This window comes from Imbroritus primus (assembly GCF_964332355.1).
Classification (GTDB): domain Bacteria; phylum Pseudomonadota; class Gammaproteobacteria; order Burkholderiales; family Burkholderiaceae; genus Imbroritus; species Imbroritus primus.
On sequence record NZ_OZ201293.1, the window covers coordinates 1,135,464 to 1,158,747 of the forward strand.

A 23,284-nucleotide genomic window follows, 5' to 3' on the forward strand; every position below is an offset into this window, starting at 1 on the left:
CGTCAAGCGTACGGAGCGCATTGACCGGTCCCGTATTCCGGCAGCTCTGCACCGCCGGGAGGGCAGACGCAAGGGCGGCGAGGCAATGCTTCCTCTGGACATTTCCGCTGGTCGACAGCCGTATCCCGCCGGGTAACAGGGCAATCTTGACATGCCTCTGTTTACGTAACAAAATAAGTTACATGAAAAAAGACAGTCGACTTTCCGGCGTGCTGCACGTGCTGCTGCATATGGCCGAGCACACGGGGCCCGTTACCTCCGACGTACTGGCACGGGCCATGGACACGCACCCCGTAGTGATCCGCCGCATCATGGCGGGCTTGCGCGAACAAGGCTACGTGCAATCGGGCAAGGGGCATGGCGGCGGCTGGACGCTTGCATGCGATCTGTCGCAGGTGACCCTGCGCGATGTCTACAACGGCATCGGCTGTCCTGGCCTGCTGGCCATCGGGCATCGTACCGAAACGCCTGCCTGTCTTGTCGAGCAGGCAGTCAACGCCGCGCTGGATGCGTCCATGCAGGAAGCCGAAACACTGTTGCTGAAGCGTTTCGGCGAGGTCACGCTGGCTGCCCTGAGCGCCGATTTCCATACCCGGCTTGCTGCGCGCGGCGGCCATGATCCGGAGCATATGCATGCCATTTGATGCCATCATCGTTGGGGGCAGTTTCGCGGGGTTATCCGCTGCCATGTACCTCGCGCGTGCACGCCGCACGGTGTGCGTGATCGATAGTGGTCAGCCGCGCAACCGGTTTGCTGTGCAGTCACACGGTTTCTTCGGGCAGGACGGCAGCTCGCCGCAGGCTATGCTGGAGACGGCGCGGGCGCAGGTGCTGGCCTATCCGAGTACGTATCTGATGCACGCCCAGGTGTCGCACGTGAGTCGCGACGAGACAGGCCTGTTCGTGGCCACGCTGGCGGACGGCACCAACGTCGATGCCCGCAAGCTGGTACTGGCCTACGGACTGTCGGATGAGCTGCCGCCGATTGACGGGCTGGCCGAGCACTGGGGACGTACGGTGCTGCATTGCCCGTATTGCCATGGCTACGAATTCACCGGACGGCAACTCGGCGTGCTGCACACCATGCCCATGTCAGCCCATCAGGCCATGCTGATTGCCGAGTGGGGGCCGACGGTCTACTACCTGAATGGCGCGCCCGCACCGGAACCGGACGTTGCCGATGAGCTGCGCCGGCGTGGCGTGAGAATCGAGCCGGCGCGGCTGCGGGAGGTGCGGGGCGATGGCCAGGACCTGACAGCCGTCGTGCTGGAGGATGGACGCAGCATGCCTGTCGACGCCATGTTCCTGGGGCCTCGCACGCGCTTCAACAGCACTATTGCTACCGAGCTGGGATGTGCGGTGGACGAGCATCCGCTTGGCAGTGTTATCCGTACGGATGACTGGAAGCTGACGACCGTCCCGGGTGTTTATGCCGCGGGTGACATCACGCGCGGCGCGCACAGCGTCACGTGGGCGAGCGCCGATGGCGTGACGGCGGGCGTGGCCGTGCACCGGGCGCTGGTGTTCTGAGATGTACGCGGGTTAGGGGTCGGCAGCTGTGTCGGCAGGTCAGTCCCAGTTCTCGGGGCTGCGTGCGTGCGGGTCGAGCTGGGCGAGGATATGCTTGCCGGCGTACTTGAGGTCTGCTTCGACGGCGTGGCGTGCACTGGCCGCATCACCCTTGCGGATGGCCTCGATCAGCCGCACATGCGGATGTACGGACAGCGGTTTGAAACCCTTGTTGTAGACCAGGCGTAGCGATGGGCCACAACGCAGCCACAGCGAGCGGACCAGGCCCTCGAGGATGGGCATGCCTGCTGCACGCAGGTAGACAAAGTGGAACTGCTCGTTGCCGAACAACGCATCCACAGGGCGGCCTTCGCGCTGCGCACGAGCAACCCGCTCATGGATTTCCGCCAGCTGGTCGGCGATTGCCTCGCGGCCGTCGGGCATGGCGGCGACGGCCGCGGCAGCCATGCTTTCCAGCGTGAGCCGCAGGTTAATCGTCTCGATATAGGTTTCGGCGGTGAGGACCGGCACATAGGCCACGCCACGATCGTCGAGCTGCAGTGCGCCATCGGAGACCAGCCGCTGGATGGCGTCACGCACGGGCGTGGGGCTGATGCCAAGTTCTTCGGCAAGGGTCCGGTAGACCAGTCGACGTCCGGATTCCAGCCGGCCTTGCATGATCGCATCGCGTATTTGCTGGTAGGCCCGTTCGGACAGGCTGGGTTGCCCATCGATGCGATTGAGCGGTTGATTCATCGGAATACCTTGCAGGTACGCTGTGCGCGGCACAAATAAAAATACACGCTCTGACTATATCAGAGCGTGCATCATCACTACGGCCTTGCTGCGGTCAATTCGAGATACGCGGAATGTTGGCTGCCTTGATGGCCGCCCCCATCTTCTGATAGCCAGATTTTAGCGCATCGCGATATTGCGCTCCGGTCAGCCCCACGGGGACGATGCCGATGTTGGTGAGCTTTTCGGCAGCATCCGGATGCTTGACGCCTTTCAGGCAGGCATCCTCCAGGCGCTTGACGGCATCCGCCGGTGCCCCGGCGCGTACGCCCAGGCCAATCCAGGAATCGACCTCGACAGGGTAGCCGGCGTCCTTCAGGGTAGGCACATCCGGTGCCATCGGCCAGCGGATCGGACTGGCCGATGCCAGCATGCGCATTTCGCCGGTGGCCACGTGCGGCAGGATATCACCGGGGTTTTGCACCATCGATTCGATGTGTCCGCCCAGCAGGGCGGCGCGCACGTCGGCGCCCGAGTTGTACGGGATCTGCACGAACTTCGCGCCGGTGATGCGGCCCAGTTCGAGCAGGGCGATCAGGTTGGGCGTGGACGCACCGCCGAACGACACCCCCTTGTCCTTCTTGGCCGCCGCAATCAGGTCGTTGATGGTCTTGTGCGGCGAATCCGAACGCACTGCCACGCCGTACAGGTAGCGGCCAAAACCACAGACCCACTGGAAGTCATCCATGGTGTAGCCGACCTTCATCAGGTGCGGCGAAATGGCCTGGGTTGCGTAGGTGACCACGCCTACGCGGTGCGGGTCTGGCGCCTGCTTGGCCAGCCACGACACCGCCATGGTGCCCAGCGCACCGGCACGGTTTTCTACCACGATCGACTTGCCGAGCTCCTTTTCCATAGCACTGGCGATGATGCGCGACGCGACGTCGGTATTGGAGCCGGCGCCATAGTTGACCGTCATGGTGAGTTCCTTCTTGGGGAAATCGGAGGCTATGGCGGGACCGGCAAACAGGGCAATCAGACTCAGGGGCAGCAGCTTGGATTTCATGCGTTGTCTCCTCTTATAGTGTGTCGTGGTAGTGCAGGTCAGTTCATGTAGACGCCGCCCGTGACATCCAGGCAGCTGCCCGTGATGTACGACGCGCCGGGTGATACCAGAAACTCGATGGATGCTGCAATCTCGTCCGCCGAGGCAAACCGGCCAGCCGGAATGGCGGCCTTGGCCTGCGCCAGCAGGTCGGCATTGGTGGCTGCACACATCGGCGTATCGACGCGCCCCGGCGCAACGCAATTGACGGTCACGCCGTGCTTGGCGTAGATGCCGGCCAGCGCGCGGCTGGCGCCGATCAGCCCCGCCTTGGACGCATGGTATTCGAGCCCGGCCGGCGGCACATGCATGCGTCCGGCTCGCGATGCCACGTTGACGACCCGGCCGTAGCCGGCCTTGGCCATCTGCGGCACGATTTCGCGGCACATCACCATCGGGGCAACGAGGTTGACGCGGTGCAGCCGCTCCCATGCATCGATGTCGAGATCCTCGAGCGGAATCGGGCCGCCATTCACTTTCAGCGTCATGCCGGCGCAATTCACCAGGATGGCACAACCTTGCAGCTTGTCGAGCGCATCGCGTGCCACGCGCTTGAGATCGGCTTCGATGGCCAGATCTGCGGTGCCCGCCCAGACCTGGGTACCGTGGGCCGATAATGCATCGGCCACCTTGAAGATCTCTTCGCTGCGATCGGTGAGGTACAGGGGGTGGCCTGCCTGGGCCATGCGTTGTGCGAGTGCGAGACCGATGCCGCTGGCGGCGCCGGTGATGAGGGCAGTGTGTGGCTTCATACGTGCAGATCCATGTCGGCGTAGTGGGTGAACGGCGGGAAGGCATTCGGATCGCAGCGGATCTCGATCAGCGTGGTCACGGCGTTGGCCTTGGCCTGGCGCAGGGCATCGGCGATCTGCGACGGGTCGGAAACGAGGATTGCCTCGCAGCCGGCGCCGCGCGCTACCGAGCAATGATCGACCGCCGTGAAGTTGACTGCCGTGTTGTGCATGCCGAAGCGCGCGTTGTCGTTGTGCTTGGAAAAGCCGAGGATGCTGTTGTTGAGCACCATCAGCACCACCTTGATGTTCATGCGGCGCGCGGTTTCCAGTTCCGACCACACATGGCCGAAGCCGCCGTCGCCGCTCAGGCAGTACACCGTGCTGTCGGGCGCCGCGATGCTGGCGCCCATGGCCATCGGCAATCCCCAGCCAAGACCCGCCATGCCGCGCGGCGTCAGGAAACGCTGGCCAGCACGCTGCGACGTCAGATAGTTGACGGTCCAGAACGACGAATAACTGGCGTCAGCCACCACGATGTCGTGTGGGTCGAGCACCGCGTCCAGCTCGGTCATGAGCCGCTCCGGGCGGATCGGCGAGGCCGTCGAGCTCAACACGCTGGCGGCTTCCGCCCGGTACTTTGCCTTGCCTTCCGCGATCTCCCGCTCGACCTGTGCGCGGTGGTTCCTGCGCGGGGCGAGATCCTGTTCATGCAGTGCCTCGACGAGCGCTTCGAGCGTTTCGCGCGCATCGCCCTGCAGCCGGTAGGCTTCGTAATTGCGGCCGATCTCGTGGCTGTCGATATCGATATGGATGTACTCGGCATCGCGCGGATACAGCGTGTACGAATCCGTGCCGTTCTGGTTGGTACGGTTGCCGACCAGCACCACCAGGTCGGCGCCGGTGATCTGCTCGCGCAGATAACGTGTCGGACTGTTCACGCCCATGGCCGAGCCGACCACGCCGATGGTCAGCGGGTGATGATCAGAAACCGAGCCCTTGCCCATCATGGTGGTGGCGACTGGCACGTGCGCTTCTTCCTGCAAGCGTGCCAGCACCTCGGCTGCGCCGGACAGATGCACGCCCCCTCCGGCGATGACCAGGGGGCGCTTGGCCGATGCAATGCGGCGCGCGGCTTCCTGCACACGCTGGCGCGGCGGCATCACGCGGTCGAGCGGGAAATAGCCAAGGTTCTCGGTCCGCTTCAGTTCATGTCCCGGCTCCAGCAGCAGATCGGCAGGCAGCATCAGCGCCACCGGGCCGGGCCGGCCCGACGTGGCGATGGTGAAGGCCATGTCGATGTACTCCTCGATACGCGATGCCATGTGCACCACGCGGGCCCATTTCGTGCAGCCTGCGTACAGCGCGAGGTGGTCGTATTCCTGGAAGGCATTCTTGTCGGTGAACTCGCGGTTCACGTCCTGCACCAGCGCCACCATCGGCGTGGAGGCCTTCATGGCTTCACCCATCGCCGCCACCAGCAGGGTGGCGGCAGGGCCGTTCTGCGCCGCCAGCACACAGGCCTTGCCAGAGATGCGCGAGAAGCCGTCGCCCATGTACCCGCCGGCATTCTCCGTACGGTAGCCAACCTGCGTAATGCCAAGCTCTTCGCAGGTCAGCATCAGCAGGTTGGGGATGCCCTGGCCAAAGACGTGCGTGACACCGTGCCTCAGCAGGGCGCGAGTAACGGCGTGCGCCACCGTATGCTGGCCGGCCATCTTGAAGCCGGGCGCACGGAGCGGGCTGGGCCGGTCGGAACGAGAGGGCTGCGAATCTGCGGCAAGTGCAGCGGGCGAAAGCTGGGTACGGCTCATGGTGTCCTCTGTGTGCGTGAGCGGGGGTAAATTGATGTTCGATGTATGATGTATCAAACATCAAATCACAAATATAAGTGTTTACCCGCAGACTTGAGGGTGTGCCTGCCATCTCCCATTCCGGTTTGCGCACAGGCCGTGGCATCGCGCAAGACTGTTCGGCCGCCATGACTTCCCCGACAATGCAGTCCACCATCCATGACATAAGGAACACACATGAATCACTGGGCTTACCTCGGGGTTGCCATCGTGGCGGAAGTCATTGCGACCTCGGCGCTCAAGTCGAGCGAGAGCTTCTCGAAGCTGGGGCCGTCGCTGGTGGTGGTAGCGGGCTATGGATGCGCCTTCCTGTTCCTGTCGCTGACGCTCAAGACACTGCCGGTCGGCGTGGCCTATGCCATCTGGTCAGGGCTCGGGATCGTGCTGATTTCGATCGCCAGCCTGGTGCTGTTCGGACAGAAGCTGGATCTGCCGGCCATCCTGGGCATGGGCTTGATCATTGCCGGCGTGGTGGTCATGAATGTCTTTTCGAAGACCGTGGCGCACTGAGTGCGGCGGCGGAGCGACAGGCATGGCGGCGGGGCGCTTCGACCCAGTGCGCGCAGGCCGACGATCTCCGGTCAGTGAGTCGCAGTCTGGCTTATCGGCGCGAACGCCGGTAAGCAACCGTGTAATCAAGCGGTCAGCTAGCCGGTGTGGTTATGCTTCGGACCAACAGTGCCACCAATTGCGCCTGCCGATGCATGCCTGTTTTGGCCAGGATGCGCTTGAGGTGCGTACGTGCTGTCCCAATGCCGATGCCCATGTCCGTCGCGATGTCATCCAGTGACTGTCCCCTCCCCAGGGCGACTGCGACGGCGGCTTCCGTGCGTGTCAGCCCGAACAGGTCGCGCAGCCGTGCCACCTCAAGCGGCGCTTCGGGATCGCGGATGAAGACCAGCACGGCGGGTCGCGCTTCGCCGAAGACGCTTGAGGCCGGCCTCAAGGGTGCGACCTCCAACACCAAGGGTATCCGCCGCGACCTTGGTATGAGAAGCGCCGAACCGGGCTTGGCCGCTCGGCCGTGTGCAGTCTCCAACGCGGCGTGTACCAAGGCCGACAACTTGTCTTTCAGCATGGGCGAATGAAGTGACAGGCACCCACGCACCACAACCAATTCCGGGCACTCACGCATCAGGGTCTCAGCCATGGCGCTTGCATGGAGAATACGACAGGCACCATCCACGATCATGGCACCAGTATCGAACCGGTCCAGTGCCTGTAGGGCTACCTCATGCTGGTAGGAGAGTTCAGCAAAGCGTTGCCCGAGTCGCAGCGCACGCTGCAAGTGCGGCAAGATCAGCGCTGCGTGCCGGCGCTCCTGGTCGGTATATGCACCGGCGTCACGTGGGCGGTGGATGCCCAGTACCCCCACTGCGTTCTGCGCGGTGGGGAATACCGCGCCAAGCATGTGGTGGATGTCCAGATGCGGCAACCATTCCTGGTAGAAGCCGCTGCGCGCTTGCTCCTCGGGGGTCACCAAGTCCTCGTCAGTAATGATGCGGGACATGCCATAGGCCAGGGAGCGCTCCACCCACAGGTCACGGCGGTGCCAGTCGTCGGCCCAGGCCTGATCGCGCTCGGGCACCAATAGATTGGCGGTACATTCCAGCAAGCTGACTTGGCCGCCGTCCGCGTGCAGCTTGACCACGGTACTGGTCGAACCCAGGGCTTGGGCAATCCGGGATGCGGTGCCAGGCCACAAGGCAGCGTCCATCGCCGCGTCATAGAGATGCGCGATCAGGCCCGACAGGGCGGCTGCTTCATGGGCGGACGAGGACTCCATGACCGATTTCTACCCTATTTGGGAGACGAATTTCAATGGGTGATGTGATAGCTTGATGAGGTAGGAACATTCTATTCGGAGATGCAATGATGAGCCTCCATCATTCAGGGCGCGAGACCTCTCTCAGGCTGTTGTACCTCGCCGCAGCGATATCCGGATGGGGGCTTTGCTCGAGCGCGCTGGCTGCCAACCTGGAACTCCCGCCTGACGTGTATGGCACCTATGCCCCGGGTGGCGACTGCGCCAAGCAGCCGCGCATCATCGTGAACAAGGCCGGGATTCATCTTGACACGGCGGCGGGGAGGCGCGGCCCGCTGCCGACCATGGTCAGCTACACCTTCGTAGGCGGTGCGCGCTACAACGGCATCCAGGTATGGGCGCTAGTCAAGCATGGCGGCAAGAACCGGTGGGGTGATGACAACACCCCTGTCATCCTGACGTTCAACGCAGGCGAAAAGCGCGGCGCGCTGACTGCCGAGCGGGAGAACCCCGGCAAGGAGCGTCCTGTAGCGCTCGACGGTCCGCTAACGAGCGTCGCCCAGACCGCGCGTTTCCGCTTGTGCCCGACAGGAAGCCGGTAAAGAGCGATGAGCGATCAGAGCACGCCAGTCAACTTTCATTACTCCAGGATCGCCGACCACGTCGTCGCGGCGCTTTCCGGTGCCATCGGTCTCTGGTTGCTGACTGCGACCATACACCTCTACCGTGATCGCACTGCGTTCCTCCAATACTCCCTCGTCAAATACGCGATGGCCGCCGTGTTATTGGCCTTTGCATACAAGACTTTCCACGCCGCCTCAAGGAGGTTGGCACGATACGTCAAGCACGAAGACGGCGTTTCCACCAGGATTGAAGTGACTCCGGCGGCAGCCCCTGCCGCTTGGCTTCCCGCGGTCCTGCCTGTTTTGCTGGTCGGCGGGATGGTCTTGGCGCCGGGGACGCCTGGCTTGTGGATGCTGGGTCTGCTCTTTACTGCCATAGCTGCGCTCATCTTGCTACGCGATCCAAGAGGACGTGGTACGGCCAACCCCCGCAGCTTCCTGGTCAGCCAGGCGGGCATCGACATCGGCGGTCAGATGCTGCGCAAGGAGGACATTCATCACCTGCGCATCAAGAACAAGTTCGCTGGCGATGTGGAAATCACCTACGACGCCAATCGCGGTGTGCCGACGGGTACGGTGATAGGACTGGCACATCGACGGCAGGTGGCCAAGGTTGCCTACCGTATCGAAGTCGAGAGTGGCGGCAAGGCCCATGTTCTGGCGGCCGGCTTGGATGAAATCACGGCGCGCGGTGTGCTGGCCGAGGTTGGCAAGGCCTTGGGCCCGACACTCGCGATATGAAGCAAGCAGGGGCTTTGCGTGGTATGCCGTAGGTGTTGGCTCGTGCGCCGGCTGGTGGTTATCCGCGACCCGCCCAGTGCGGGCCGCGGCAGCCAAGGCGCTTGTCGCCGCAGATGACAACGACCTGGCTTCGCGCATCGGCGCCTTCCAGTTCCGGGATATCCGTTCGAAGACTACGAGCGAACTTATCGTCGAGCACGCGAGCGAGCTGCCGGTCACACTGCACAGGAGATGACCGAGAAGGTGTGCCGGTGCGTGAGCGAGGTGGTGCAGCTGACCAAGTAGGCGCTACTGCTTGAACGAAGCGGCCCCACTCTCGGGGCCGCATCTTTGTCTGGCGGAAACGGTGAGATTCGAACTCACGGAGGGGATCAACCCTCGGTGCTTTTCAAGAGCACTGCCTTAAACCGCTCGGCCACGTTTCCTTGATTGGGTCAGAAGTGTATGAGTTGCGGAATCGATCTCCGCCACACCTCTTGTGTATTCCCCTCAGGCCTGATCCGCCAGGGGGAGCGTGGGCGCTGATTATAGCCTGAGCACTGCCCGCTGGCTACCGCTGGCAATCCCCCGGTTCAGGCATCGGCGCCAAGGAAGATCTCCTGCAGATCATTGAGAAAGCGCTGTCCCAGCGGCGTGGGGCGGATCGTCAGGTGGTCGCGTTCCAGCAAGCCTTTGCGCTCGGCCGCATCGAGCTGCGCTTCAATGGTGTGTGGCGGCAATCCGGTGTGGTCGTAGAAGAGCGTGGCCGGAAACCCTTCCGTGAGACGCAACGCGTTCAGCATGAATTCGAACGGCAGTGTGTCGGGGCCGGGTTCGCGGCTTTCCTGCACGGGTTGTCCGGCTTCGCATTGCGCCATGTACGTCTGCGGGCGCTTGTAGCGCGCCTCACGCAGTACGCGATGCGGGAAGGAGAGCTTGCCGTGCGCGCCGGCGCCAATGCCGAGGTAGTCGCCAAAGCGCCAGTAGTTGAGGTTGTGCTTGCTGCGACGACCGGGGCGGGCGTAGGCGGAGACTTCGTAATGCTCGAAGCCGGCTGCGCGCGTGCGTTCGGCAATCCAGTCCTGCATGTCGGCGGCGCTGTCGTCGTCTGGCAATGCGGGCGGAAACTTGGCGAAGTAGGTGTTGGGCTCGAGGGTCAGGTGGTACAGCGACAGATGCGTGGTGCCAAAGCCGAGTGCGGTTTCCACATCGGCTTGGCATTCGGCGAGGCTCTGGCCTGGCAGCGCGTACATCAGGTCAAGGTTGATGTTGTCGAAATGGCGTTGGGCGATGTCGATGGCACGTCGGGCTTCATCGCCGCCGTGGATGCGGCCCAGTGCGGCAAGGTGCTGGCTGTTGAAACTCTGCACGCCGATCGACAGGCGGTTGATGCCACTGGTGCGGTACTCGCGGAAGCGCTCCGCCTCGAAGGTGCCGGGGTTGGCTTCCATGGTGATTTCCGCGTCGGCTTCGAGCGGCAGCAAGGCGCGTATGTCGGAGAGCAGGCGATCCATGCCCGCTGCCGAGAGCAGGCTCGGGGTGCCGCCGCCGATGAATACGGTATGCACGGGTCGCCCCCAGACCATGGGCAGCGCCTGTTCGAGATCGGCGCGCAAGGCGTCGAGATAGCGCTGTTCGGGAATGTCGCCGCCCGGCTGCTCGTGCGAGTTGAAATCGCAGTAGGGACACTTGCGTACGCACCACGGAAAATGGACGTACAGCGACAGCGGCGGCAGGGCCGGCAGGTTGAGTTGCCCGGGTTCGCTGAAGGCGGCACGTACGCCGCTGGTAGCGCCGGCCGGCACGATGGGGATCATGACCGTCCGGCCCCGCTTGCTTCATATGCCTCGCGTGCACGCAGGCGTGCCAGCAGATGCTGCATGGCCTGGGCGCGGTGGCTCAGGCGGTTCTTTTCCGCCTTGTCCAGTTCGGCGGCGGTCTTGCCGAGGTCGGGCAGCAGGAAGTACGGATCGTAGCCAAAACCGCCTGCGCCGCGCGGGGCATCGCTCACCTCGCCATGCCAGAAGCCTTCGGCAATCAGCGGCTGGGGGTCGTCGGCGTGGCGCAGATAGACGAGCACGCAGTAATAGTGCGCACGCCGGTCGGCATGGGCGGTGAGCTGTTGCAGCAGATGCCGGTTGTTGGCTGTATCTGATTTCTCGCCGCCGGCCATTTGCGCAAAGCGCGCCGAGTACACCCCCGGTGCACCGCCGAGCGCATCGACACAGATGCCGGAATCGTCGGCCAGCGCTGGCAGCCCGCTCAGGCGGCTGGCGTGGCGCGCCTTGGCCAGGGCGTTTTCCACAAAGGTGGGATGCGGTTCTTCTGCTTCGGGAATGCCGAGCTGGCCCTGCGGGATCACGTTCATCTCCAGCGCGGACAGCAGCGCCGAGAATTCGGCGAGCTTGCCGGCGTTGTTGGAGGCGAGGACGATGTCTGACATGGCGTTGTGTGGCGTGATACGGATACGGGATGCGGATGCGTTACAGGCCAAGCGCCTGGCGCTGGGCCTGGACGAGCTGCGCGATGCCGTGCTCGGCGAGCTGCATCATGGCGTTCATCTCCTCGCGCGAGAACGGTATGCCTTCAGCCGTGCCCTGCAGTTCGACAAAACCGCCCTGGCCGGTCATGACGACGTTCATGTCGGTATCGCAGGCCGAGTCTTCAATGTAATCGAGATCGAGCACAGGTACGCCATTAGCGATGCCGACGGATACCGCCGCGACAAAGTCGCGTACCGGGCTGGTGGCGATCTGGCCTTTCTCGAGCATGGTCGAGACGGCATCATAGGCGGCCACGAAGGCGCCGGTGATGCTGGCGGTACGCGTGCCGCCATCGGCCTGCAGCACATCGCAATCGAGCTGCAGCGTGTATTCGCCGAGCGCCGACAGGTCGAACACCGAGCGCAGCGAGCGGCCGATCAGGCGCTGGATTTCCTGGGTGCGGCCCGATTGCTTGCCGCGTGCGGCTTCACGGTCGGAGCGCGTATTGGTGGAGCGCGGCAGCATGCCGTACTCGGCTGTGACCCAGCCTTCGCCGCTGCCGCGCTTGTGCGGCGGCACCTTGTCCAGCACGCTGGCGGTGCAGAGCACCTTGGTATCGCCAAAGGCCACCAGGACCGATCCCTCGGCATGCCGGGTGTAGTGGCGGGTCAGGGTAACTGGGCGAAGCTGGTCGGCGGCACGTCCGCTGGGGCGCATGGGTGTCCTCGAATGGATGGCAGGGAAAGGCGGGATTCTACCGCGACCGTCGCGGCAATGCGGCAGACCGCTTGGGGCCGGCTAGCGCGTGAAGTTGCTGCTCTTGTCGATGGCCGCCCGGATCTCGGCAATGGAGCGCTCGATATCTTCTTCCGAGAGCTCGTCGGCGCCGTCTTCCTGGCTCATGATCGAGGTCGTGAAGGCATTGAGCGGCATCGATTCGGTCAGCACCGTGTCGTGCCGCGTGGCGTGGGGATCGTTTTCCCACATCATGCCGATGGCCGTGGTGTTGTCGGCCGATTCGCCAGCATTGTGCAGCGCCTGGGTAATCAGGTTGGGAATGGCCTGGACCACCGACAGCGTGCTCAGCTGCCGGACCAGTTCGATTTCCGGCACGCTGCCCCACAGGCCGTCCGAGCACAGCAGCACGACATCCCCCGCACACAGGCTCTGCGGTTCGCCAATGTCCACCAGCGGCAGGTTGGGCGAGCCCAGGCAGTTGTACAGCTTGTTGCGCTCGGGATGCAGGGCGGCATCTTCGGCACTGATGCGGCGTTGCTGCAGGAGGTTCTCGATCTTCGAGTGGTCGCGGGTGCGGGTGAGCAACTGGCCCTGGCGCACGAAGTACAGGCGCGAGTCGCCTGCATGCGCCCACTGTACGCTGTCGTTCTGCATCAGGCAGCAGACGATGGTGGTGCGCGGCACGTCGCGCAGATTGTTCATGCGCGCGTAGCGGTGGATTTCATGATGGGCCTGCAGGATGCTGTCCTGCAGGAAATCGGCCGGGCGGCGCACGGTCGGACGTGCCTGCACCTGGAACTGCCGGGCGATGATCTGCAGGGCGTGCTGAGCCGCAACCTCGCCGAGCGCATGGCCGCCAAGGCCATCTGCCAGCACCATCAGCAGGGCATCGCGGGTAAAGCAGTACCCCATGCGGTCCTGATTGATGCGGCGGCCGCCTTTTCTGCTTTCCTGATAGACCGAAAATCGCATGGCTCGGTTCTGGCGATACGCGAGGCATGACAGCTGGCGGGGCGGCGGGTGCCGTTACGCCGAGCGGTCGCGCTTGCGCTCTTCGCCTCCCTTGAAGATACTCAGAATCCGCGTAGCCAGCGGCGCATCATCCGTCAGGGCCTGCGTGGCCGGCGCGCGGGTGGTGGCGTCGATCAGCGCGTTGGACTGTTCGCGCAACACCTTCTGCAGATGATAGACGCTTTGCGGACGCGCCTCGGCCTGCAGGCTCAGGCACCAGCCGACGAGGTCGACCAGTCCTTCCGTGTAGTAGGCGCGCAGGCGGTTGAGTTGCGCCGGGGCACGGTCTTCGCGGTGGCGCTGGTTTGCTTCCTGCGGGGGCGAGCCGGCCATGCACGCGTAGAGTGTTGCCCCGATGCTGTAGATATCGGTCCAGGGACCCAGGGCGCCACCGCGCGTATACAGTTCCGGGGCAGCGAAACCCGGGGTGTACATGGGCTGGAAGCGAGAACCTTCGGCCATCAGGATCTGTCGCGCCGCGCCAAAATCGAGCAGGATCGGCGAGTTGTCCTCGCGCAGATAGATGTTGCCGGGTTTGATGTCGAGGTGCAGCAGCTTGTGGATATGGACTTCGCGCAGCCCGTTCATCAGCGCATGAAATACCTTGCGGATCACATGTTCGCGCAGCATCTTCGACTTGCCTTGCTGCCGGGCGTGCAGGATGTGTTCCTGCAGCGTCTTGCCTTCCTCGTAGGCCATGACCATGTACACCGTGCCATTCTCGCGGAAGAAGTTGAGCACGCGCACGATGCTCGGGTGCACGATGTTCGCGAGCGAGCGGCCTTCCTCGAAAAAATACTTGAGGCCCATGCGGAAGGCGGAGGCGCTTTCTTCCGGCACCAGCGGAATCAACTCGCCAGGCGCGCGACGCGCCAGCGAGGAGGGCAGGTATTCCTTGATGGCGACCGGCTCGCCCTGTTCATCCACCGCCAGGTAGACGAAACTGAAACCGCCGCTCGCCAACTTCTTTACAATGCGGTAATTGGACAGCAGCGTGCCAACAGGTAGGGGCGCGCTTTTTTGCGGCTGGCCGGCTTTGGATTCAGACATGGGGCTCATCGACGTGTTGGCCCGGCGATTGTCGGAGGTATTGCAGCGCTTGTAAAGCCGCCCGGGCCCTACTGTTGGATGGCCGCACCAACCGCCCGATGCGGGCGGTTGCAGCATAGGCCGATCGAGCCCATGCTGCACCGCCGCGAGCCCTGCCGAAGCCATCTGTCCTCTTTTTGCAAGCATCGTTTAGGAACGTTTCCATGATCTACAGCATGACAGGCTATGGCGCGGCATCGCGCCAGGCTATCCTGACCGGGCCCGATGGTGCGCCCAGCGGCAGGACCGCCACGGTAACGGTGGAATTCCGTACGGTGAATTCCCGTTTTCTCGACATGCTGTTCCGCGTGCCCGACGAATGCCGGCCGTTTGAGCCGGCGATTCGCGAACTGCTTGCCAAGGTGCTGTCGCGCGGCAAGCTGGAGTGCCGCATCAACCTGCAGCGCGTGGATGTCGGCAGTGCCGCGGTGACGCTGAATGACGGACCGCTGGCGCAACTGCAGGCGCTGGAGCAGCAGGTACAGGCGCGCTTTCCCCAGGCCGGCGGACTGCGCATGGGTGAAATCCTGCGCTGGCCCGGCGTCGTGGCCGAGCCGGAACTGACGCAGGACGCGCTGCGCGATGCTGTCATGGCGGCCGCCGAGGCCGCGCTGCAGCAATTGCGCGAAACCCGGGCACGTGAGGGGGCCGCGCTTCGGCAGGTACTGCTGGATCGCGTGGACGGCATGCTGGCGATCGTGACGCGGCTGGCGCCGCTGGTGCCCCAGCTGATTCAGCAGCACCAGGACAAGCTGACCGAACGCCTGCGCGACGCTTTCGGCCTGGCGGCTCCCGAAGGCATTCCCGCCATGAGCCGCGAGGAGGTCGCTGAGCGCATCCGCCAGGAGGCGACGGTCTACGGCATCCGCATCGACATCGCCGAAGAACTGTCGCGTCTCGAGGCGCATCTGCAGGAGACACGTCATCTGCTGCAGAAGGGTGGGCAATTGGGCAAGCGGCTCGACTTTATGACGCAGGAGCTGAACCGCGAGGCCAACACGCTCGGTTCGAAGGCCGCAGCCAAGGAACTCGCCGACGCCTCGATGGAGCTCAAGCTGCTGATCGAGCAGGTCCGCGAACAGGTACAGAATCTGGAGTAAGCACAATGTCGCAGGGTATTCATTCGTCCGCCGTCGAGATGCACTATCCCGGCAACCTTTTCATGGTCGTGGCCCCATCGGGCGCGGGCAAGTCGTCGCTGGTCAATGCGCTGCTGGCCCAGGACGCGCACATCCGCCTGTCGGTCTCGTACACCACGCGCGCCCCGCGGCCGGGCGAAACCGACGGGGTTCAATACCATTTCGTTTCGGTCGACGAGTTCATGGCTGCGCGCGATCGCGGCGAGTTTCTTGAATGGGCCGAGGTGCATGGCAACTACTATGCGACCTCGCGCGTGTGGATCGAGCAGCAGATGGCGGCCGGCACCGATGTCCTGCTGGAGATCGACTGGCAGGGCGCGCAGCAGGTGCACAAGCAGTTTGCCAATGCAGTGGAGATATTCATTCTGCCGCCATCGCTGACGGCGCTCGAGGAGCGGCTCAAGAAACGCGGGCAGGATGCCGACAACGTCATCACGCGACGCTTGCTGGCGGCAGGCAGCGAGATGGCACATGCGCCGGAAGCGGACTACGTCATTATCAATGAGGTCTTCGACACCGCCTTGCAGCAGTTGCGCGGCGTGGTAGAGGCGACGCGGCTACGCGTCGATTCGCAGCGTGCACGGCACACGCAACTGTTCAGCGAACTGGGTATTCATTAAGCTCAAGAGAGCGATGCAGCACGGCATGGCGGCGAGTCGGAAATAGCCTTTCCGGCAGCCTCCCCGGCGGTGCTGCTAGAATGCACATATTGTGTTTAGGAATTCTTCCGAGGTAAATCATTTATGGCGCGTATTACAGTCGAAGACTGCCTGAAACAGATCCCGAACCGCTTTGTACTGTCGCTCGTGGCAACGTACCGTGCGCGTCAGATCGAGGGCGGCCACTCGCCCAAGCTGGAAGCAAACCGCGACAAGGCGACCGTTATCGCCCTGCGTGAAGTGGCCTCGGGCCTGACCGGCGTGGAAATGCTCAAAAAAGTTCCTCTGAACTGATTGGCAAGCGGGCAGATGGTGTTGCTGCGACTGTGTGCATAGTGTGCCGCGCTGAGGAGCGGAGTCGCGATGTCGTCCAGCCTGCCACCTTCCACGCCTGAAGCCAAGCGTCCCAGCCGGCACGCCGAGGCCGATACGGCCACGACGCTTCCGGTGGAGCGGGCCGTCGCGTCGCGTGGCACGGGTGCCACTTCAACGGCGACTGCAGTGCCACGCACCGGCGCGCCGAACCTGCCTGACCCGCTCGGCACGGAGATCGTCGGCGAGCGCGCGGTGGCGCTTCCCCTCAAGGAACACCGCACCTCGCCACGCCGGGATGAACCGGTGGTCGTGCCAGCCAGCGTTGCGGCGGATGCAGGCACAAAGTCCGATAACCTGTTCATCGATGCCGTACTGGAGCAATCCTACCGGCATCTGTTCGGGCCCACCTCGCAACCTGCCGCGCCGCCACGCCAGCAGGTCGTCTCCATCTCCGCGCTCGCGGAGAAGCTCAAATACCTCAAGCCCGCCGATATCAAGCTGGTCCGAGAGGCCTTCCATTTTTCCGACGAAGCGCACCTCGGGCAGTACCGCCAGAGCGGCGAACCCTACATCACCCATCCGGTCGCTGTCGCCGAGTTGTGCGCCGACTGGATGCTTGACGCCCAGTCGATCATGGCAGCCCTGCTGCACGACGTGATGGAAGACCAGGGGGTGACCAAGACCGAGCTCGCAGAAAAATTCGGCCCCAAGGTTGCTGAACTGGTCGATGGCCTGACCAAGCTGGACAAGCTCGAATTCCAGAGCCGCGAACAGGCGCAGGCCGAAAGCTTCCGCAAGATGCTGCTGGCCATGGCGCGCGATGTGCGCGTGATCCTCGTGAAGCTGGCCGACCGCACGCACAACATGCGCACGCTCGACCATGTGCCGTCGGAAAAGCGTCGCCGCATCGCGCTGGAAACGATGGAGATCTACGCGCCCATCGCACACCGGCTCGGACTGAACTCCACCTATCGCGAGCTGCAGGAACTCAGCTTCAAGGTTGGTTCACCATTTCGGTATGCCACGCTCGACAAGGCGATCCGCGCGGCGCGCGGCAATCGCCGCGAAGTGGTCAGCCGGATTCTGGAATCCGCGCAGCGTGCACTGCGCGATGCCGGCATTCCCGCCGAAATGAGCGGCCGCGAAAAAACCGTCTTCAGCATCTACAACAAGATGCACGAGAAGCAGCTGTCGTTCTCGCAAGTGCTCGACGTGTATGGCTTCCGCGTCGTCGTCGATACGCAGATGCAGTGCTACATGGCCATTGGCGCACTGCATTCTCTGTACAAGCCGATGCCCGGCAAGTTCAAGGATTACATCGCCATTCCCAAGGTGAATGGTTATCAATCGCTGCATACCACGCTGGTGGGGCCGTTCGGCACGCCGGTCGAGTTCCAGATCCGCACGCGCGAGATGCACCAGATCGCCGAGGCCGGCGTGGCGGCGCACTGGATGTACAAGCAACAGAATGAAGAATTTACGGATGTCCAGAAGCATGCGCACCAGTGGCTGCAATCGCTGCTGGATATCCAGAGCCAGACCGGCGACTCGCAGGAATTCCTCGAGCACGTCAAGATCGACCTGTTCCCGGATGCGGTCTATGTGTTCACGCCCAAGGGTGAGATCCGCAACCTGCCGCGCGGCGCGACGGCACTCGATTTTGCCTATGCCGTGCACAGCGACATCGGCAACCAGTGCGTGGCCGTCAAGATCAATAACGAACTGCTGCCGCTGCGTACCGAACTGAAGAACGGCGACATCATCGAGGTCACGACCGCGCCATATTCGAAACCGAATCCAGCGTGGCTGTCGTTCGTGCGTACCGGCAAGGCGCGCGCCGCCATCCGTCATTACCTCAAGACCACGCAGCTGCATGAGGCCATCCAGCTGGGCGAGCGTCTGCTCGAACAGGCCACGCGCCTGCTCGGCATCGATCTGCAGGCCCTGCCGCAGGCAGTGTGGGACAACATGATCCAGTGGACCGGCAACAAGACCCGCGAGGATATCTTTGCCGATCTCGCGCTGGGCCGCCGCGTGGCCGCCGTGATGGCACGCCGGATCGAGATCGTGCTGCATGAGCTTGGAGACGAGGCGAGCACGGCTGCGCTGACTGCGCCGGGTATGGCCGGTGAGGACTCGCCAGCGGTGGCGGTGACCGGCGACGAGGGCATGTCGATGGTTCTGTCGCCTTGCTGCCGGCCGATTCCCGGTGACGACATCGTTGGCTATCTTGGCAAGGGTGAAGGCTTGCAGATCCACGTGCAGGATTGCAAGGTGGCCAAGCGCCTGCACAGCAAGGATCCGGATCACTGGATCGATGTCATGTGGGCGCCGCGCATCTCGCGCGTATTCGATGTGTCGATCAAAGTCATGGTGCACAACGTCAAGGGCATCCTGGCCCGCGTGACCGCCGATCTGACGGCCGCCGATGCCAATGTGGCGCACGTCTCGATGGAACCTGAAATGGGGCAGGAAGCATCGTTCATGCAGTTCATCATCCAGGTGCGCGACCGTGTGCACCTCGCCAATGTCATGCGCGCGCTGCGTCGTAATCCCGACGTGATCCGGATTGCGCGGGACCGCAACGACCACTGATCATTGCCCAGGCTTCACGTGCGGCGCGGGTAGGTTACCGCGATGATGTCGATCTCCTCGGGCCCGGCAGGCGTGTGCAGCGTCACCGTATCTCCCTCGCGTGCCTTGATCAGCGCCCGAGCAATCGGCGAGATCCAGCTGACGTGTCCGCGCTCCAGGTCCACTTCGTCCGTGCCGACGATGGTCACAGTGCACTCCTCGTTTGCGGGCGTGATATACGTGACGGTCGCGCCGAAGAAGATCTGGTCGTTGTCGCCCTGCAGGCTGGCATCCACGACCTCCGCCTTTTCCAGGCGTTTGGTCAGAAAGCGGATACGGCGATCAATTTCCCGAAGGCGTTTCTTGCCATAGAGATAGTCGCCGTTTTCCGAACGGTCGCCGTTCGACGCTGCCCACGACACGATCTTTACCACTTCCGGTCGCTCTTCGTCGATCAGGTGCAGCAACTCATCCTTCAGGCGCTGATGGCCTGCCGGTGTAATGTAATTCTTGGTCCCCGGGGGGAGCGGACTGATGTCCTCACCCAGATCGTCGTCGTCACTGGTTTCGGATTCTTTGGTAAATGCTTTGCTCATGCGGTGCTGCGGTTGCGCCAGGAAAAATCAGGATGCGCCTATTATAGGAGGACCGCCGGATTGGCAGGGCGACAGAGGTCATCTGCTCTTTTTTTAAAAAAGGGCTTCCCAAACGCAAAAATTCCGATATAATCTTGCTTCTCGAGTGCGGCTGTAGCTCAGTTGGATAGAGTACTTGGCTACGAACCAAGGGGTCGTGGGTTCGAATCCTGCCAGCCGCGCCACCTACAAGAAGGGCTTCCAGCAATGGAAGCCCTTTTTCTTTTGCCCATTCCCCATCAAAGAACTTCGGCTGGATACAGCGCTGTCCGGCTCGCTTCTTCTACGCAACGTCTTGCGCGCTTCGCCGCTTGTCCAGAAAAATCTGAATGTCCCAATTGAATGTAAAGCGATAGCGCGCCCGTTGATGTCAGGCGGCAAGAAATCTTCTTCGATCTCAAAGGTTCGACGGCACCGTATGTGCGCGAGGCTTCGAAGGTGTGCCTTCGAGCGGACTGCAGACGTTGCCAGTGATAGGACGGGGCAAGATCAAAGAGGTTGGAGCAAGATCGGAGCAGGGCGCTTCCTGTTATGAATGTTGCTCTGGTTCTCCGTCTCGGCTATATTGCATGCAGGTCCATCTCCACTGAGATTGTCTTTCTTGGACGCCATCAACCGCGCTCTCCTTCATGATCGACTCGCTACGTTGCATGCCGCGCGCAAGCAGCGCGATCCGATTCGCATGGCGCGGGCCAAGGACGCAGTACGGGAGTTGATGGCAGATGGCAGTCTGTCGGCCGAGTTGTTCGAGCAGGCCGTACTGGCCCTGATCGACCCTGCTGGTGCGCGTATCTCTGGTGCACAACGCGAGGTCATTCCCTATCGCTGGCGCGAGCCTGTCGACTCAGACGCAACGCCTCCCGCTCACGTAATGCCAGGCTCTTCGGCGTCCTGACCATTCTCCATGCTGTCCCTGTTGTTTTCATGTTTTTCTGTGGCGTGCTGAATTCGTGCTGAGCGTGGCGGCAGTGCGGATGCGCAGGCTTGCGATGTTCGTGGCCGGGCGCTGCGTGGCGCGTGGGGTATAGTCTGTATGCAGGCAGCAAAGACGGGGGAAGCCACCATGCAGGAGACCGACGTATGTTCCGGGGTCGATTGGGCGACGATGATCGTAGCGCAGACATCGGATGCCATCATCGCGACCGATCGTGGCGGCGTCATTCGCGTCTGGAATGCCGGAGCAGAGCGCCTGTTCGGTCATCGCCAGAGCGAGATGCTGGGCGGCAGCCTGGATGTCATCATTCCCGAAACCTTGCGCAAGGCGCACTGGATCGGCTTCGACCGCGCGGTGGTCTCTGGTCAGATGAAATATTCAGGCGAGGTCATGACCACCCGTTCGATGCACAAGGACGGACGCAAGCTGTATATCGACATGAGTTTCAACCTGCTGCGTGATGCGTCGGACCAGGTGGTCGGTGTACTGGCGATCGCACGCGACTGCACGGCGCGTTACGAGGCGGAGCGTGCCATGCGTATGCGCTTGCGCGAACTGGAAGCGCCAAAAGCCTGATATCCCGTGTTTTCCGGCGTGTACCCCGGTGTGTGGAGCGAATATGAAAAAACCCGGCGACTTGCCGGGTTTTTTCATGAGCCGTACCGCGGTCAGCGGCTGATCGGCTTGTAGCGGATCCGCTTGGGTTTCGCGGCTTCTTCACCGAGGCGTTTCTTCTTGTCGGCCTCGTACTCCTGGTAGTTACCGTTGAAGAAGGTCCATTGCGAGTCGCCTTCGGCCGCGAGGATGTGCGTCGCGATACGGTCGAGGAACCAGCGGTCGTGGGAGGTGACGATCACGCAACCGGCGAACTCGAGCAAGGCATCTTCCAGTGCGCGCAGGGTTTCCACGTCGAGGTCGTTGCTGGGCTCGTCGAGCAGCAGGACATTGGCGCCGGCAATCAGGGTCTTGGCCAGGTGCAAACGGCCGCGTTCGCCGCCGGACAAGGTACCGACCGCCTTCTGCTGATCGCCGCCCTTGAAGTTGAAACGGCCGATATACGCACGGCTCGGCATCTCGAAGCGGCCCACGGTCAGCGTGTCGGAACCTTGAGCGATGGTGTCGAACACCGTCTTCGACGGATCGAGCCCTTCGCGGCTCTGGTCCACGGCTGCCAGATGGACGGTCGGGCCGATATCGATGGTGCCGCTGTCCGGCTGTTCCTTGCCCATGATCATGCGGAACAGCGTCGACTTGCCGGCGCCGTTGGGGCCGATCACGCCGACGATGGCGCCCGGCGGAATGCTGAAGCTGAGGTCGTCGATCAGCAGTCGGTCGCCGAAGCCCTTGCTGACATTGTTGAACTCGATGACGCGGTCACCCAGCCGTTCACCCGGCGGAATGAAGATTTCCTGCGTCTCGTTACGTTTTTGATACTCGACGGAGTTGAGTTCTTCAAAGCGGGCGATACGGGCCTTTGATTTAGCCTGGCGCGCCTTGGGATTCTGCCGTACCCACTCGAGCTCCTTGTTGAGGGCTTTCTGGCGTGCCGACTCCGAGGCTTCTTCCTGCTTCAGACGCGCTTCCTTCTGTTCCAGCCAGGACGAGTAGTTGCCCTTCCACGGAATGCCATGGCCACGGTCGAGTTCGAGAATCCACTCGGCCGCGTTGTCGAGGAAGTAGCGATCGTGGGTGACAGCCACCACGGTACCGGGAAAGCGCACGAGGAACTGTTCGAGCCATTCCACCGATTCAGCATCGAGGTGGTTGGTCGGTTCGTCGAGCAGCAGCATGTCCGGTTTGGAGAGCAGCAGCTTGGCGAGCGCCACGCGCCGCTTTTCACCGCCGGACAGCGGGCCGATCTTGGCGTCCCATGGCGGCAAGCGCAGCGCGTCGGCAGCGATTTCGAGCTGGGTGTCGAGGTCCGCGCCGCTGGTGGCGATGATGTTCTCATACTTGGCCTGTTCTTCTGCGAGTTTATCGAAGTCGGCATCCGGGTCGGAGTAGGCCGCATAGATTTCCTCCAGCTTCTGCTTGGCCTGCATAACCTCGCCGAGTGCCGATTCCACTTCCTCGCGCACAGTCTTGTCCGCGTCGAGTTCTGGCTCCTGCGGCAGGTACCCGATGGACACGCCCGGCTGGTGCTGCACCTCGCCGTCATATTCTTTGTCGACATTGGCCATGATGCGCAGCACGGTCGACTTACCAGAGCCGTTCAGGCCGAGCAGGCCGATCTTGGCGCCGGGGAAGAATGACAGCGAGATGTCCTTGATGATCTGGCGCTTGGGCGGAACAGTCTTGTTCACGCGCAGCATTGACATGATGTACTGAGCCATTTGCGAGTGCCTGAATCTGAATGGATGAACAAAGGTGCAAGCTTACCCTACTGCGCGATCCGGGGCGATGCCCGTACGTCACTTGCCATGGTTTCAGCCGCGATACAGTTTTGACAAGACGTGTGCTGGCGGCCTGAAGCGTGTCGTCTGCGCACGTATCACGCGCTGACGGAAGGGTACCGGGGAACGTGCGCTTCGGATCGCGCACGGGCGTAACAGCAGTGAGACGCTTGGGCAGCGCCGAATCCGCCAGCATGCCATGCCGTTGTACACGATACGGCAACAACACGCTCGGCAGCCGGTGGCACTCATATTGCAGGGTAGCGGTCTGGC

At 62.8% G+C, this 23,284-nt stretch carries 23 protein-coding genes and 2 tRNA genes; 12 read left to right on the forward strand and 13 right to left on the reverse strand.

The annotated features are described in order from the left end of the window. Nucleotides 1–182: 182 nt before the first annotated feature. Nucleotides 183–644, forward strand: coding sequence for an Rrf2 family transcriptional regulator (locus tag ACQ3C8_RS05215; RefSeq protein WP_009521315.1), 462 nt, complete (start codon nucleotides 183–185; stop codon nucleotides 642–644). Further along, nucleotides 634–1,530, forward strand: coding sequence for an NAD(P)/FAD-dependent oxidoreductase (locus ACQ3C8_RS05220; protein ID WP_428852708.1), 897 nt, complete (start codon nucleotides 634–636; stop codon nucleotides 1,528–1,530). Before ACQ3C8_RS05215 ends, ACQ3C8_RS05220 begins: the two co-directional genes overlap by 11 nt. Before the next feature lie 39 nt (nucleotides 1,531–1,569). Here ACQ3C8_RS05220 and ACQ3C8_RS05225 read toward each other — a convergent pair whose 3' ends face one another. The 4 genes from ACQ3C8_RS05225 to ACQ3C8_RS05240 all read right to left on the reverse strand — a co-directional run bounded on the left by ACQ3C8_RS05225 (nucleotide 1,570) and on the right by ACQ3C8_RS05240 (nucleotide 5,798). Next, complete coding sequence (locus ACQ3C8_RS05225; RefSeq protein ID WP_009521313.1) at nucleotides 1,570–2,265, reverse strand: GntR family transcriptional regulator; 696 nt, start codon at nucleotides 2,263–2,265, stop codon at nucleotides 1,570–1,572. A 94-nt stretch (nucleotides 2,266–2,359) separates the two neighbouring features. Beyond that, nucleotides 2,360–3,310 carry a Bug family tripartite tricarboxylate transporter substrate binding protein gene (locus ACQ3C8_RS05230; RefSeq protein ID WP_428852709.1) on the reverse strand — a complete coding sequence of 317 codons (951 nt, stop codon included), beginning with the start codon at nucleotides 3,308–3,310 and terminating at the stop codon, nucleotides 2,360–2,362. A 38-nt stretch (nucleotides 3,311–3,348) separates the two neighbouring features. Next, the gene (locus ACQ3C8_RS05235; RefSeq protein WP_009521311.1) at nucleotides 3,349–4,101 is read right to left on the reverse strand and encodes an SDR family NAD(P)-dependent oxidoreductase; all 753 of its coding nucleotides are present in this window, start codon (nucleotides 4,099–4,101) and stop codon (nucleotides 3,349–3,351) included. Further along, on the reverse strand, nucleotides 4,098–5,798 hold the full coding sequence (locus tag ACQ3C8_RS05240; protein ID WP_428853035.1) for an acetolactate synthase catalytic subunit: 1,701 nt from the start codon (nucleotides 5,796–5,798) through the stop codon (nucleotides 4,098–4,100). Before ACQ3C8_RS05240 ends, ACQ3C8_RS05235 begins: the two co-directional genes overlap by 4 nt. Before the next feature lie 312 nt (nucleotides 5,799–6,110). On the opposite strand from ACQ3C8_RS05240, the gene ACQ3C8_RS05245 reads away from it, so the two are divergent. Continuing rightward, nucleotides 6,111–6,443: a DMT family transporter gene (locus ACQ3C8_RS05245; protein WP_009521309.1), complete on the forward strand. Its 333-nt coding sequence runs from the start codon at nucleotides 6,111–6,113 to the stop codon at nucleotides 6,441–6,443. A 133-nt stretch (nucleotides 6,444–6,576) separates the two neighbouring features. Here the strand turns inward: ACQ3C8_RS05245 and ACQ3C8_RS05250 are convergent, their stop codons facing one another. Beyond that, a complete protein-coding gene (locus ACQ3C8_RS05250; protein ID WP_428852710.1) occupies nucleotides 6,577–7,719 on the reverse strand; it encodes a helix-turn-helix transcriptional regulator in 1,143 nt (380 codons plus the stop codon). Between the two features lie 86 nt (nucleotides 7,720–7,805). On the opposite strand from ACQ3C8_RS05250, the gene ACQ3C8_RS05255 reads away from it, so the two are divergent. Beyond that, complete coding sequence (locus tag ACQ3C8_RS05255) at nucleotides 7,806–8,300, forward strand: hypothetical protein (protein WP_428852711.1); 495 nt, start codon at nucleotides 7,806–7,808, stop codon at nucleotides 8,298–8,300. Nucleotides 8,301–8,306: 6 nt separating this feature from the next. Then, nucleotides 8,307–9,062 carry a hypothetical protein gene (locus ACQ3C8_RS05260; protein ID WP_428852712.1) on the forward strand — a complete coding sequence of 252 codons (756 nt, stop codon included), beginning with the start codon at nucleotides 8,307–8,309 and terminating at the stop codon, nucleotides 9,060–9,062. A gap of 335 nt (nucleotides 9,063–9,397) precedes the next feature. Here ACQ3C8_RS05260 and ACQ3C8_RS05265 read toward each other — a convergent pair. The 6 genes from ACQ3C8_RS05265 to ACQ3C8_RS05290 all read right to left on the reverse strand — a co-directional run bounded on the left by ACQ3C8_RS05265 (nucleotide 9,398) and on the right by ACQ3C8_RS05290 (nucleotide 14,323). Continuing rightward, nucleotides 9,398–9,487, reverse strand: a tRNA-Ser gene (locus ACQ3C8_RS05265). Nucleotides 9,488–9,634: 147 nt separating this feature from the next. Then, nucleotides 9,635–10,858, reverse strand: a complete 1,224-nt coding sequence (hemW, locus tag ACQ3C8_RS05270) for a radical SAM family heme chaperone HemW (protein WP_428852713.1) — start codon at nucleotides 10,856–10,858, stop codon at nucleotides 9,635–9,637. Then, nucleotides 10,855–11,484 (reverse strand): RdgB/HAM1 family non-canonical purine NTP pyrophosphatase, encoded by a 630-nt coding sequence (gene rdgB, locus ACQ3C8_RS05275; protein ID WP_428852714.1) that lies wholly within the window; start codon nucleotides 11,482–11,484, stop codon nucleotides 10,855–10,857. The genes hemW and rdgB overlap by 4 nt, the downstream gene beginning before the upstream one ends. Before the next feature lie 40 nt (nucleotides 11,485–11,524). After that, nucleotides 11,525–12,241, reverse strand: a complete 717-nt coding sequence (rph, locus tag ACQ3C8_RS05280; protein ID WP_428852715.1) for a ribonuclease PH — start codon at nucleotides 12,239–12,241, stop codon at nucleotides 11,525–11,527. An 81-nt stretch (nucleotides 12,242–12,322) separates the two neighbouring features. Then, complete coding sequence (locus tag ACQ3C8_RS05285; protein WP_428852716.1) at nucleotides 12,323–13,234, reverse strand: PP2C family protein-serine/threonine phosphatase; 912 nt, start codon at nucleotides 13,232–13,234, stop codon at nucleotides 12,323–12,325. Nucleotides 13,235–13,288: 54 nt separating this feature from the next. Further along, complete coding sequence (locus ACQ3C8_RS05290; protein ID WP_428852717.1) at nucleotides 13,289–14,323, reverse strand: serine/threonine protein kinase; 1,035 nt, start codon at nucleotides 14,321–14,323, stop codon at nucleotides 13,289–13,291. Between the two features lie 203 nt (nucleotides 14,324–14,526). Here ACQ3C8_RS05290 and ACQ3C8_RS05295 point away from each other — a divergent pair, with 203 nt between their 5' ends. The 4 genes from ACQ3C8_RS05295 to ACQ3C8_RS05310 all read left to right on the forward strand — a co-directional run bounded on the left by ACQ3C8_RS05295 (nucleotide 14,527) and on the right by ACQ3C8_RS05310 (nucleotide 19,070). After that, nucleotides 14,527–15,462: a YicC/YloC family endoribonuclease gene (locus ACQ3C8_RS05295; RefSeq protein ID WP_428852718.1), complete on the forward strand. Its 936-nt coding sequence runs from the start codon at nucleotides 14,527–14,529 to the stop codon at nucleotides 15,460–15,462. A gap of 5 nt (nucleotides 15,463–15,467) precedes the next feature. Further along, complete coding sequence (gmk, locus tag ACQ3C8_RS05300) at nucleotides 15,468–16,121, forward strand: guanylate kinase (RefSeq protein WP_428852719.1); 654 nt, start codon at nucleotides 15,468–15,470, stop codon at nucleotides 16,119–16,121. A gap of 123 nt (nucleotides 16,122–16,244) precedes the next feature. Beyond that, nucleotides 16,245–16,454, forward strand: coding sequence for a DNA-directed RNA polymerase subunit omega (gene rpoZ / locus ACQ3C8_RS05305; protein WP_009521298.1), 210 nt, complete (start codon nucleotides 16,245–16,247; stop codon nucleotides 16,452–16,454). Between the two features lie 69 nt (nucleotides 16,455–16,523). After that, complete coding sequence (locus ACQ3C8_RS05310; RefSeq protein WP_428852720.1) at nucleotides 16,524–19,070, forward strand: RelA/SpoT family protein; 2,547 nt, start codon at nucleotides 16,524–16,526, stop codon at nucleotides 19,068–19,070. 14 nt (nucleotides 19,071–19,084) lie between these two features. Here the strand turns inward: ACQ3C8_RS05310 and greB are convergent, their stop codons facing one another. Continuing rightward, nucleotides 19,085–19,645, reverse strand: coding sequence for a transcription elongation factor GreB (greB, locus tag ACQ3C8_RS05315; RefSeq protein WP_009521296.1), 561 nt, complete (start codon nucleotides 19,643–19,645; stop codon nucleotides 19,085–19,087). Nucleotides 19,646–19,792: 147 nt separating this feature from the next. Between greB and ACQ3C8_RS05320 the strand changes: the two genes are divergently transcribed. The 3 genes from ACQ3C8_RS05320 (at nucleotide 19,793) to ACQ3C8_RS05330 (ending at nucleotide 21,194) form a co-directional block, all read left to right on the forward strand. After that, nucleotides 19,793–19,869: transfer RNA gene (locus tag ACQ3C8_RS05320), tRNA-Arg, on the forward strand. A 416-nt stretch (nucleotides 19,870–20,285) separates the two neighbouring features. Continuing rightward, on the forward strand, nucleotides 20,286–20,579 hold the full coding sequence (locus ACQ3C8_RS05325; RefSeq protein ID WP_428852721.1) for a hypothetical protein: 294 nt from the start codon (nucleotides 20,286–20,288) through the stop codon (nucleotides 20,577–20,579). Between the two features lie 168 nt (nucleotides 20,580–20,747). Beyond that, complete coding sequence (locus ACQ3C8_RS05330; protein WP_428852722.1) at nucleotides 20,748–21,194, forward strand: PAS domain-containing protein; 447 nt, start codon at nucleotides 20,748–20,750, stop codon at nucleotides 21,192–21,194. A gap of 92 nt (nucleotides 21,195–21,286) precedes the next feature. On the opposite strand, the gene ettA is transcribed toward ACQ3C8_RS05330, so the two are convergent. Further along, complete coding sequence (gene ettA, locus ACQ3C8_RS05335) at nucleotides 21,287–22,951, reverse strand: energy-dependent translational throttle protein EttA (RefSeq protein WP_428852723.1); 1,665 nt, start codon at nucleotides 22,949–22,951, stop codon at nucleotides 21,287–21,289. Between the last annotated feature and the right edge of the window lie 333 nt (nucleotides 22,952–23,284).

Excerpts from the sequence above, each read along its gene's own strand:
- gmk (WP_428852719.1), top strand. The coding sequence starts at position 15,468 with ATGTCGCAGGGTATTCATTCGTCCGCCGTCGAGATGCACTATCCCGGC.
- ACQ3C8_RS05240 (WP_428853035.1), bottom strand. The coding sequence starts at position 5,798 with ATGGCCGGCCAGCATACGGTGGCGCACGCCGTTACTCGCGCCCTGCTG.
- ACQ3C8_RS05235 (WP_009521311.1), bottom strand. The coding sequence starts at position 4,101 with ATGAAGCCACACACTGCCCTCATCACCGGCGCCGCCAGCGGCATCGGT.
- rph (WP_428852715.1), bottom strand. The coding sequence starts at position 12,241 with ATGCGCCCCAGCGGACGTGCCGCCGACCAGCTTCGCCCAGTTACCCTG.
- greB (WP_009521296.1), bottom strand. The coding sequence starts at position 19,645 with ATGAGCAAAGCATTTACCAAAGAATCCGAAACCAGTGACGACGACGAT.
- hemW (WP_428852713.1), bottom strand. The coding sequence starts at position 10,858 with ATGATCCCCATCGTGCCGGCCGGCGCTACCAGCGGCGTACGTGCCGCC.
- ACQ3C8_RS05330 (WP_428852722.1), top strand. The coding sequence starts at position 20,748 with ATGCAGGAGACCGACGTATGTTCCGGGGTCGATTGGGCGACGATGATC.
- ACQ3C8_RS05225 (WP_009521313.1), bottom strand. The coding sequence starts at position 2,265 with ATGAATCAACCGCTCAATCGCATCGATGGGCAACCCAGCCTGTCCGAA.
- rdgB (WP_428852714.1), bottom strand. The coding sequence starts at position 11,484 with ATGTCAGACATCGTCCTCGCCTCCAACAACGCCGGCAAGCTCGCCGAA.
- ACQ3C8_RS05220 (WP_428852708.1), top strand. The coding sequence starts at position 634 with ATGCCATTTGATGCCATCATCGTTGGGGGCAGTTTCGCGGGGTTATCC.
- ACQ3C8_RS05245 (WP_009521309.1), top strand. The coding sequence starts at position 6,111 with ATGAATCACTGGGCTTACCTCGGGGTTGCCATCGTGGCGGAAGTCATT.
- ACQ3C8_RS05255 (WP_428852711.1), top strand. The coding sequence starts at position 7,806 with ATGATGAGCCTCCATCATTCAGGGCGCGAGACCTCTCTCAGGCTGTTG.
- rpoZ (WP_009521298.1), top strand. The coding sequence starts at position 16,245 with ATGGCGCGTATTACAGTCGAAGACTGCCTGAAACAGATCCCGAACCGC.
- ACQ3C8_RS05250 (WP_428852710.1), bottom strand. The coding sequence starts at position 7,719 with ATGGAGTCCTCGTCCGCCCATGAAGCAGCCGCCCTGTCGGGCCTGATC.
- ACQ3C8_RS05215 (WP_009521315.1), top strand. The coding sequence starts at position 183 with ATGAAAAAAGACAGTCGACTTTCCGGCGTGCTGCACGTGCTGCTGCAT.
- ACQ3C8_RS05285 (WP_428852716.1), bottom strand. The coding sequence starts at position 13,234 with ATGCGATTTTCGGTCTATCAGGAAAGCAGAAAAGGCGGCCGCCGCATC.
- ACQ3C8_RS05290 (WP_428852717.1), bottom strand. The coding sequence starts at position 14,323 with ATGTCTGAATCCAAAGCCGGCCAGCCGCAAAAAAGCGCGCCCCTACCT.
- ACQ3C8_RS05295 (WP_428852718.1), top strand. The coding sequence starts at position 14,527 with ATGATCTACAGCATGACAGGCTATGGCGCGGCATCGCGCCAGGCTATC.
- ACQ3C8_RS05230 (WP_428852709.1), bottom strand. The coding sequence starts at position 3,310 with ATGAAATCCAAGCTGCTGCCCCTGAGTCTGATTGCCCTGTTTGCCGGT.
- ettA (WP_428852723.1), bottom strand. The coding sequence starts at position 22,951 with ATGGCTCAGTACATCATGTCAATGCTGCGCGTGAACAAGACTGTTCCG.
- ACQ3C8_RS05310 (WP_428852720.1), top strand. The coding sequence starts at position 16,524 with ATGTCGTCCAGCCTGCCACCTTCCACGCCTGAAGCCAAGCGTCCCAGC.
- ACQ3C8_RS05260 (WP_428852712.1), top strand. The coding sequence starts at position 8,307 with ATGAGCGATCAGAGCACGCCAGTCAACTTTCATTACTCCAGGATCGCC.